8 protein-coding genes are annotated in these 8,997 nt (G+C 73.6%); 4 read left to right on the forward strand and 4 right to left on the reverse strand.

Going from position 1 to position 8,997, the window contains the following annotated elements; genetic code table 11:
* Positions 1–40: 40 nt before the first annotated feature.
* A complete protein-coding gene (locus tag ACFU7Z_RS29770; RefSeq protein WP_107086481.1) occupies positions 41–760 on the reverse strand; it encodes a methyltransferase in 720 nt (239 codons plus the stop codon).
* A 111-nt stretch (positions 761–871) separates the two neighbouring features.
* Positions 872–2,206 carry a phenylacetate--CoA ligase PaaK gene (gene paaK / locus ACFU7Z_RS29775; RefSeq protein ID WP_380780861.1) on the reverse strand — a complete coding sequence of 445 codons (1,335 nt, stop codon included), beginning with the start codon at positions 2,204–2,206 and terminating at the stop codon, positions 872–874.
* A gap of 318 nt (positions 2,207–2,524) precedes the next feature.
* On the opposite strand from paaK, the gene ACFU7Z_RS29780 reads away from it, so the two are divergent.
* The 3 genes from ACFU7Z_RS29780 (at position 2,525) to ACFU7Z_RS29790 (ending at position 5,928) form a co-directional block, all read left to right on the forward strand.
* The gene (locus tag ACFU7Z_RS29780) at positions 2,525–4,093 is read left to right on the forward strand and encodes a hypothetical protein (protein WP_380780863.1); all 1,569 of its coding nucleotides are present in this window, start codon (positions 2,525–2,527) and stop codon (positions 4,091–4,093) included.
* Between the two features lie 38 nt (positions 4,094–4,131).
* Positions 4,132–4,518: a hypothetical protein gene (locus ACFU7Z_RS29785; RefSeq protein WP_074003775.1), complete on the forward strand. Its 387-nt coding sequence runs from the start codon at positions 4,132–4,134 to the stop codon at positions 4,516–4,518.
* A 246-nt stretch (positions 4,519–4,764) separates the two neighbouring features.
* Positions 4,765–5,928 carry an ROK family protein gene (locus ACFU7Z_RS29790; RefSeq protein WP_049649337.1) on the forward strand — a complete coding sequence of 388 codons (1,164 nt, stop codon included), beginning with the start codon at positions 4,765–4,767 and terminating at the stop codon, positions 5,926–5,928.
* 27 nt (positions 5,929–5,955) lie between these two features.
* On the opposite strand, the gene ACFU7Z_RS29795 is transcribed toward ACFU7Z_RS29790, so the two are convergent.
* Complete coding sequence (locus ACFU7Z_RS29795; RefSeq protein ID WP_380780866.1) at positions 5,956–6,381, reverse strand: hypothetical protein; 426 nt, start codon at positions 6,379–6,381, stop codon at positions 5,956–5,958.
* A gap of 185 nt (positions 6,382–6,566) precedes the next feature.
* The gene (locus ACFU7Z_RS29800) at positions 6,567–7,340 is read right to left on the reverse strand and encodes a GntR family transcriptional regulator (RefSeq protein WP_074003854.1); all 774 of its coding nucleotides are present in this window, start codon (positions 7,338–7,340) and stop codon (positions 6,567–6,569) included.
* A gap of 324 nt (positions 7,341–7,664) precedes the next feature.
* On the opposite strand from ACFU7Z_RS29800, the gene ACFU7Z_RS29805 reads away from it, so the two are divergent.
* The gene (locus ACFU7Z_RS29805; protein WP_380780868.1) at positions 7,665–8,468 is read left to right on the forward strand and encodes an exodeoxyribonuclease III; all 804 of its coding nucleotides are present in this window, start codon (positions 7,665–7,667) and stop codon (positions 8,466–8,468) included.
* Positions 8,469–8,997 lie beyond the last annotated feature (529 nt).

Genomic DNA, 8,997 nt, shown 5'->3' on the forward strand with positions numbered 1-8,997 from the left:
GCTTCAGCCCGTCGCCTGTGATGCCGGTGCCCTCGGGCGGTCAGCCCAGCCGCCACACCGTCGTGGTCTTGACCGCGGTGTCCTCCAGGTCCGCGACCACCGGCACCTGGTACGCCGCCACCGCGGTGAACCGGTCCCGGGGCAGGTAGGCGCGGCCCGGGTCGCCGACGACGACGGTCGCGCCGCGCGCCACGGCCCGCTCCAGGAAGGGCAGGAAGCGGGCGGCCATGGCCCGTTCGTAGAAGACGTCGCCCGCGAGCACCACCTCGGCGGGCCCGCCGTCGCCGTCCACCAGGTCCACCAGGGCGCCGTCCACCCGGACCCCGTTGGCCTCGGCGTTCAGCCCGATCGCGGCCACCGCGTAGGCGTCGATCTCGGCGGCGCGCACCTCCGTCGCCCCGCGCAGCGCGGCGGCCACCCCGACCAGCCCGGAGCCGGCCGCGACGTCCAACACCGTACGGCCGTCGACCAGTTCGGGGTGGTCCAGCACGTAGCGGGCGACCGCCACCCCGCCCGCCCAGGCGAAGGCCCAGAACGGCGGCGGCAGCCCGGCCCGCCCGCGCGCCCGTTCGGTGGTCTCCCACAGGGCGATGGCGTCCTCGGCCATGTGGAGGCTGATCTCGGGCACGAACGGGACGGGCTTCAGCTCGGTCTCCCGCCGGATGAAGGCGAGGTCCTCGGCGGTCCGAGGATCGGACTGAGGATCGGGCTGAAGGGCGGGCGGGAGAGCGGATCGGAGAGTGCGCAGCTCACTCGGCATGTCCGCAGCATAGGGCCCGTGCGGGGGTGCTCCCCGCCACCCGCCCGGCGGGACGCCCCCGCCCGTGTGCCCGACGGCCGGGTTCACCACCGCTCGTTCACCTCCGCTCGTTCAACCCCGCTCGTCCACCACCCGCTTGATCTTCCCGACCGAGCGCTCCAGCGTGTACGGGTCCACCACCTCGGCCGCGACGGTGATCCCGACCCCGTCCTTCACCGCCCGGACGATCTCCGCCCGCGCCGCCTCCCGCTGCTCCGCGGGGGCCTCCGGCCGGGCCTCCACCCGGACGGTCATGGTGTCCAGCCGCCCCTGCCGGCCGAGCCGCAGCTGGAAGTGCGGCGCGACGCCCGGGGTGCGCAGCAGGATCTCCTCGATCTGGGTCGGGAAGACGTTCACCCCGCGCAGGATGATCATGTCGTCGCTGCGCCCGGTGACCTTCTCCATCCGCCGGAACGCCGGCCGCGCGGTGCCGGGCAGCAGCCGGCTGAGGTCGCGGGTGCGGTAGCGGATGATCGGCAGCGCCTCCTTGGTGAGCGAGGTGAAGACCAGTTCGCCGCCCTCCCCTTCGGGCAGCACCTCGTCGGTGAACGGGTCGACGACCTCCGGGTAGAAGTGGTCCTCCCAGATGTGCAGCCCGTCCTTGGTCTCCACGCACTCCTGCGCGATGCCGGGGCCGACCACCTCGGAGAGGCCGTAGATGTCGACGGCGTGCAGGTCGAGCCGCTCCTCGATCTCGCGCCGCATCTCCTCCGTCCACGGCTCGGCCCCGAAGATGCCGATCCGCAGCGAGGTGCTCCGCGGGTCGACGCCCTGCCGCCCGAACTCGTCGAGCAGGGTCAGCAGGTAGGACGGGGTGATCATGATGATCTCGGGCTCGAAGTCGAGGATCAGCCGCACCTGGCGGGCCGTCATGCCGCCGGAGGCCGGGATGACGGTGCAGCCGGCCCGCTCGGCGCCGTAGTGCGCGCCCAGGCCGCCGGTGAACAGGCCGTAGCCGTACGCGATGTGCGCCTTGTGGCCGGGCCGGCCGCCGGCCGCGCGGATCGAGCGGGCGACCACGTCGGCCCACATGGAGAGGTCGTTGTCGGTGTAGCCGACCACGGTCGGCAGTCCGGTGGTGCCGCTGGAGGCGTGGATCCGGCGGACCCGCTCCATCGGGACGGCGAACATGCCGAAGGGGTAGCCCTCGCGCAGGTCGGCCTTGGTGGTGAAGGGGAAGCGGGCGAGGTCGTCCAGGGTGCGGCAGTCCTCCGGGCGGACGCCGGCCGCGTCGAACTTGCGGCGGTAGAGCTCGACGTTGTCGTACGCGTGCCGCAGGGTGGCCCGCAGCCGGGTGAGCTGGTGGGCGCGCAGCTCGTCCGGACCCATCCGCTCGCCGGCGTCCAGGAGCTCGGGCGGTAGCGGCTCCCCGAGGTGTCGGCGCGGGACGGGTGCGGTGCCGGTCATCGTCGCTCCTTCGCTGCTTTGCCGAGTTCGCTGCTCTGCCGAGGTTCGCCCGCATCGAGGACGCCCAGGCCGAGATCACCGACCGATCGTTCGGTCAGCCCCCTGCGCTCCATTGATCCAGTACCCGAACCACCTGTCAAGGGATCGCGCGGACCTTCCGGAATGTGAAGTTCCGACCGCTTCGCGGCAACTTCGCGTCGGGAGCTTGGCTAGCCGATATGAAAATCATTACAGAAGTTTGACTTGCTTCCGCCCTTCACCGCCCCGCCCCCATGGTTCAGTAGTGCGGTTTCTGTCCCGCACCCCGGAGTGATCACCGTGCCCACGACTCCCGCCCTGGTCAGCGCGCTGCGCGAACTCGGCGACCGACCCGCCGTCGTCGCCGACGGGCGCGCGATCAGCGGCATCGGCCTGCTGCTCGGCGTCTCCCCGCCCGGCGGACTCCCCCAGGCCCTCGCCCGCCGCATAGCCGAGCACGCCGCCCTGCCGCCCTCCGCCGCCCGGGCCGCCGAACAGCGGCTGCGCTACTGGGCCGGCGTCCTCGGCGCACCCCCGATCCGGCACACCGTGCTGCACCCCGTCACCGACCTCGCCGTCGACCTCGCCCTCGCCACCCTGCTCGCCGGCGGCACCGTCCACTGCGGCGACCCCGACCAGCGGCCCGAACAGCAGCTCGAAGCCGTCGCCACCGCCCGGGCCACCCACCTCAGCCTGCCCTCCGCCCTGCTCTGGCGACTCAGCGGACAGCCCGGCCTCGCCGCCCACGACCTCGCCGCGCTGCGCCTGGTCCTGCACGTCGGCCCCGAACCCCGGCAGGAGGACGTGTACGCCGCCGTCGACGCGCTCGGCGCCGTCCTCGCCCACGTCCGCGCCCCGGACAGCAACGCCGAGGCCGCCGACCGCCGACTGCGCGCCGACGCCGCCAACGCCTCGGCCGCCGCCTGGAAGTACGGCATCGGCGTCACCGCCGAGCAGGTCCACGACTTCGGCGCCCAGCTCGACCGGGCCGTGCTCGCCGCCCTCCTGCACACCCTCCAGCAGAACGGCGTGCTCACCGACCCCGCGCGCGGCTACCCCGAGGCCGAGGTCCTCGCCGCGGCCATGGTCACCCCCGCCCAGCGCCCCCGGGTCGTCCGCTGGCTGGACGCACTCGCCCGGCACGGCCTGCTCACCCGGCAGGACGGCGGAGCCCAGGGCCCGGTCTTCCGCGGCGGGCCCGGGCCGGACGCCGCCGAGGTCCGGGAGGCCTGGCGCCCCGCCGCCGAGACCTGGGCCGACGGGCTCGGCCCGGCCGCCGCCCTGGACCGGGTCCGGCGCGGTGCCCTGCGGCTGCCCCGGCTGATCACCGGCCAGGACGCCCCCCGGCCGGACGCCTCCCCCGTCCGCTGGGCCGCCTCCCGCGGCTTCCTCGGCGCCGCCCTCGGCGCGCTGGTGCGCGGCACCGCCGAGGCCCACCAAGGGCCCGGGCCGCTGCGCGTCCTCGAACTGGACGTGGAGGGCGGCGAGCCCGCCGTCGCCCGCGCCCTCGCCACCCGGCCCCGGCCGCACACCGAGCACCACTCGGCCCCCGACGGCGGGCGCTACGACGTCGTCATCGCGAGCGCGGGCGGGGCGGCGGTGGCGGGCGCGGGCGGGCCATCGGCGGAGGACGTCCCGACGCTGGTCCGGCTGCTCGCCCCCGGCGGCCGGCTCCTGCTACTCGCCCCCACCATCGAACAGCTCGACCTGCTGATCACCGGCGACGCCCACGGCCTCACCGCCCGCCCGGCCGAGCAGTGGCGGGCGGCGCTCACCACCGCGGGCTGCCCGACGGTGCTGACCCTGCCGGAGGACGGACATCCGATGGGGCTGCTGGGGCAGCGGCTGTTCGCGGCCCGGGTGGACTGACGGGCGGGCGGGGGTGTGGCTGGCTACGCTCAAAAGTCATGACCACTTCCGCGCGTCCGGCCCGGCCCGCCCGCGGGTCCGTCGGCTCCATCGGTTCCCTCCGCTCGATCCGCTCGATCCGCTCGATCGTGTCCGTCCGGTCGATCGACTCGATCGGGTCGGTGCTGTCGACCGGCTCAATCGGATCCGCCCTCTCCCTCGGCTCGATCGGGTCGGTGTTGTCCATCGGCTCGATCGGGTCGGTGCTGTCCATCGGTTCGATCGGCTCCGTCCTCTCCCTCGGCTCGATCGGCTCGGCCTGCTCGACCCTCGGCGTCCTGTCGGCCGGCTCCCGGCGCGGTCTCGGCCCGCTGCTGTCGGAACGTTCCCTCCGGTCGGTGCTGTCCCGGCGGCTCCCCTACCGGCCCGCCGTGGCCGGGCGGTGAAGTCCGGATCACGCACCGCCACCCGATCCGTACCATTTCGATACCGAAGCCTGGATGAGCTGCGGAGATCCTCGCCGCCCGGGCCCGTCCCCGGGTAGGCTCCGCTTGTCCTCCGGCCCTCGCGCAGGCGGCCCCCTGCCGCCCTGCCGCGTTCTCCGGGGGCGCACCCCCGCGGGCCATTCGGTGGGCACCGCGCACTCGACACCGCGCGCCAGGGCAGTCGCGCGAACGGCGAAGGGCATCGCATTGGCGGATCGGCTCACCGGAGGAGACTCCTCGCTGCTGCGGCGGATCAACGCGGCGGTCACGCTTCGGGCGCTGCGGAACGGCCACTCCGTGACCCTCACTCAGCTCGTCGGCGAGACCGGGCTCTCCCGCCCGACGGTCGAGGGCGTGATCGAGGGCCTGGTCGAGACCGGACTGGTCGCCGAGGTCGAGCAGCCGAGGGAGGACGGCCAGCCGGGCACCGGCCGCCGCGGCCGCCCCGCCCGCTGGTTCCGCTTCCGCGCCGAGGCCGGGCACATCCTCGGCATCGAGATCGGCGTGCACGACATCCGGGTCATCCTCGCCGACCTCACCGGCGAGGTGGTGGGCAGTCACTTCAAGCCGGTGGACGAGACCCTCGACGCCGAGGACCGGCTCGCCGCCGTCCGCACCGCCGTCGCCGAGGTGCTGCGCAAGGCCGGCATCTCCCGCGACAACCTGTGGGCGGTCGGCATCGGCACCCCCGGCATCGTCGACCGCGAGGGCACCGTCCAACTGGGCACCGCGATGCCCGGCTGGACCGGCCTCGACCTCGGCGCCAAGCTGCGGCGCTCGTTCCGCTGCCCGGTCCTGATCGAGAACGACGCCAACCTGGCCGCCATCGCCGAGCACTGGCAGGGATCGGCGGTCGGCGCCGACGACGTCGTCTTCGTGATGGCCGGCCTCAGCCCGGGCGCCGGCTCCCTCATCGGCGGCCGGCTGCACCGCGGCTTCGGCGGCGCGGCCGGCGAGATCGGCGCCCTGCACCTGCTCGGCCAGGAGGTCACCCCCGAGCGCCTGCTGTCCACCACCGGAAAGCCCCTCAACCCGCTGGACGAGGCCGCCGTGGCCCGCGTACTGCGGCTGGCCCGGGAGGGCGACGAGGTCGCCAAGGTCGCCATGGACCGCTTCCTCACCCGCCTCGTCCAGGGCGTCGCCGCGCTCGTCCTGGCCATCGACCCCCAGCTGGTGGTCATCGGCGGCTGGGCGGCCGGCCTCGACGGCGTCCTGGACCCGCTGCGCGAACGCCTGGCCCAGTTCACCCTGCGCGCCCCCGAGGTCGCCCTGGCGGCCCTCGGCTCGGAGGTCGTGGCGATGGGCGCCCTGCGCGTCGCCCTCGACCACGTCGAGGAGCAGCTCTTCGCCGTCGACCCGCCCCGGGCCTGACGCCGCGCTCAAGGAGCGGGGGTCACCTCAGGGCGCGAAGTCCGGGTCGGTCAGGTCGAGGGTGAGCGTGCTGCCCCAGTCGTTGACGAAGTGCGCCAGCGGCCAGTCGACGGACGCCCCGACGAACGGGTTGCCGGTCGACGTGGTCAGGAGCCACCGCAGTCCGCGGTCCGGTCCGAGCCGGCCGATGAAGCCGAGGTGCCCGAGGCCGCTGTCACCGTGGACCACGTAGCCCAGCCCGTCCGGCAGTTCGACCTCGTCGATGACCTCGACGCTGCCCGCGTCCCACGGCGGATCGGCCACCAGGGCCGCCACGTCCACCGGCCCGCCCAGCTCCAGCCGGAGGTGCTCCGGCCCGTCGATGTCCGCCTCCCGGGCCGTGCCGTCCGCCCGGAACAGGCAGTCGAAGGCCAGCACCTCCGACCTCGCCCACGATGCGAGGACCGCGTTCACCGGTCGCCCCCCGTCCTCATCCGTTGCGTGGCTGTGCCACTGCCACGCGGACGCTACCAGGCGACCCGGCCTGGTTTACGGCAGCGCCCCAACGGCAAAGGCCCGGACGCCAGTTGGCGCCCGGGCCTCGACCTGAGGGTTTCCGGAAAATGGTTCAGGGGCTTCAGGGGTTCACGGGTGGTGCGTCAGGAGGCGGTACGGACCTCGGCCGTCGCACCGACCGGGGTGACCTCGACGAGTCCGGCCTCGCCGAAGGTCAGCTTGCAGGTGTCCGCCCGGTAGGTGGCCACCGCGAGCGCCACCAGCCGGCCGGCCGAGGCGTACTGGGTGGTCATGACCAGGACGGGCGCGCCAGGCGGGCGCTCCAGCAGGGCGGCCTGCTCGGCCTCGGCGACACCCAGCTCGACCGAGCGGGACTCGCCGTCCACCTCCAGGCGCTCCAGCTGGCGCAGCACCGAACGGGCGCGGTCGCTCTCGGCACGGAAGCCCGGCAGGTGCGGCAGCGCGGCGGCCGGGACGTGCAGCGACTCGCTGGCCACCGCGCGGCCCTCCACCAGGCGGACCCGGCGCACGGTGTGCACGGTGGCGCCCTCGGCGATGCCGAGGCCCTTCGCCAGCTGCGCGGAGGCGGGGGCGGTGGTGCAGTCGACCGTCCGCCAGGCCTGGTTGCGCGCGGTGCCGGGCCAGCCCTCCTCCTGCCGGTTGACCGGGACGCCGACCCGCGGGGCGGCGATCAGGGTGCCGATCCCCCGGCGGCGCACCAGGCGGCCCTCCAGCTCCAGCTGGTCGAGCGCCTGACGCAGCGTGGCCCGGGCGACGCCGAAGCGGGCCGAGAGCTCGCGCTCGTTGGGCAGCACCTGTCCGGTGGAGAACTCCGAGTCGATGGCCCGCAGCAGCACCGTGCGCAGGTGCCAGTACTTCGGCTCCGGCACCGCCGAAAGCTGTCCTGTCGTCCCCACCGCGTCCTCCACCCGTGAGTTTGTCCGCCCTGCGACAAGGAGGGCGGATCCCGAGCCCACTGTCCGCAGTCGCGGCAGGTGGGAGAGCGGGCCTTTATCCGTCCTTCTTTATTAAAGGTCCTTGCAGTAAGTGACCCTAGGTGCTCCGTCCGGAGATGGTCAAGACCAATGGCGGGGCTCGATGGGACTGCCGCACATCTTCATGCCGCGTTCACGACAGCTCCTGTCAGCCGCTGTCACCGCCATCGACACCCTCCGACGGGACCCGCCCGACCCCGCGCGTCACGGTTCGGGCCGGGAACGCCCAGTCGGTAGGCTGCTCGGGTGATCGTGGTGACGAGTGTGAACGTGAACGGAATCCGGGCGGCGGCCAGGAAGGGCTTCGTCGAATGGCTGGCCGGCACCGAGGCGGATGTGGTCTGCCTCCAGGAGGTGCGCTCCGAACCCGAGCAGCTACCCGTCGAACTGCGCGACCTGGACGGCTGGCACGCCGTCTGGGCCCCCGCCGCCACCAAGGGCCGGGCCGGCGTCGCCGTCCTCTCCCGCGCGGAGCCGCAGCGCACGGCGATCGGATTCGGCTCGGACGAATTCGACAATTCGGGCAGGTATGTCGAAATCGACCTGCCCGGCCTGACCATCGCCAGCCTCTACCTCCCCTCCGGCGAAGTCGGCACCGAGCGCCAGGAGGAGAAGGAACGCTTCATGGCGGAATTCCTCGTCCACCTCACCGCCCTGCGCGCCCGCGCCGCCGCCGACGGCCGCGAGGTCGTCGTCTGCGGCGACTGGAACATCGCCCACCGCCCCGAGGACCTCAAGAACTGGAAGGCCAACCAGAAGTCCGCCGGCTTCCTCCCCGAAGAACGCGCCTGGCTCTCCCGCGTCTACGACGAGGCCGGCTACGTCGACGTCGTCCGCGCCCTCCACCCCGACCGCACCGGCCCCTACTCCTGGTGGTCCTACCGCGGCCGCGCCTTCGACAACGACTCCGGCTGGCGCATCGACCTCCAGGTCACCACCCCCACGCTGGCCGCCCGCGCCACCGACGCCCGCGTCGAACGCGCCGACACCCACGCCGAGCGGTGGAGCGACCACGCCCCGGTCACCGTGGCCTACGACGTGGACAACTAACCGGCTTGTCACACCACTTGGACAGCCCAGAGGTGCCCCGGCGCGCGGTTGTACCGCACACCGGGGCACCTCCTCACCCCGCCGTCCCCAAGCGTCTTCGACCCGGGAACCTCCACCGTGCCCCTGGTCAGCGTCAGCCCGCCTGCGAAGTCCCGCTCGCCACTTGCCATCCAGTCCACCATCACCACAAAGCCAGCCAACTCCACCACCAACAACCCATGAGCTCCACTATGGATAGCCAACCGAATCGAACTGAATCAAATAGCGCTCGCTGAAGCGAATCACCGCAGGTCAGCAAGCGTCGGCCCCGCGCTCGCGGGGGTTGCTCCATGGCCGCCTGCCGGTCCTGGACCGCCCGGACGTCGGCCCCGCGCTCGCGGGGGTTGCTCCATCGTCGCTGCGATCTTGGAGTAGCGGCCGTGGTCGGCCCCGCGCTCGCGGGGGTTGCTCCTCGGTGTGACCAGACAGACCAAGTGGGAGCAGGTCGGCCCCGCGCTCGCGGGGGTTGCTCCCCATGACCACCCGAACC

It is taken from the genome of Kitasatospora sp. NPDC057518, assembly GCF_042802075.1.
Classification (GTDB): Bacteria; Actinomycetota; Actinomycetes; order Streptomycetales; family Streptomycetaceae; genus Kitasatospora.

Coding starts and splice junctions, on each gene's coding strand:
- ACFU7Z_RS29770 (WP_107086481.1), bottom strand. CDS start 760: ATGCCGAGTGAGCTGCGCACTCTCCGATCCGCTCTCCCGCCCGCCCTT.
- paaK (WP_380780861.1), bottom strand. CDS start 2,206: ATGACCGGCACCGCACCCGTCCCGCGCCGACACCTCGGGGAGCCGCTA.
- ACFU7Z_RS29785 (WP_074003775.1), top strand. CDS start 4,132: ATGACCACTTCCGCGCGTCCGGCCCGGCCCGCCCGCGGGTCCGTCGGC.